The following is a 386-nucleotide window of genomic DNA, read 5'->3' on the forward strand; positions in this document are numbered from 1 at the left end:
CGCCCAGGAGGAGCGCCCGAAGCTAGCGACGGCGCACGCCATCGCTCAGTATCTCCGCCCGCGCCTGTCGCACCTCACGCATGAGGAATTCCACGTCCTCTGCTTCAACTCCCGTAACGTGCTCGTCGCAGACGTCTGCGCGGCAAAGGGAGGCCTTGCCACCTGCGTTGTTGACCCTGCGTCCCTGTTTCGGCAGGTCCTCCAGGTGGCGACCGCAACGGCTCTCGTCTTCGCGCATAATCACCCGTCTGGGGCGCCGGAGCCGTCAATTCAAGACATCGGCCTGACGAAGCACCTTTGCGAGGGGGCGGACTACCTGAGCGTGCGCGTCCTCGACCACATCATCATTGGTGGCCGCGACTACGTTTCCTTCATGGAACAGGGGC

Annotated in this window: 1 protein-coding gene; it reads left to right on the top strand. The window is 64.0% G+C overall.

What is annotated here, in order from left to right; all coding sequences use genetic code 11:
• On the top strand, window positions 1–386 hold a 386-nt coding region (locus tag D7V88_RS42465; protein ID WP_167509928.1), incomplete at both ends, for a JAB domain-containing protein.

Source organism: Corallococcus terminator (assembly GCF_003611635.1).
In the GTDB taxonomy this organism is placed as follows: Bacteria; Myxococcota; Myxococcia; order Myxococcales; family Myxococcaceae; genus Corallococcus; species Corallococcus terminator.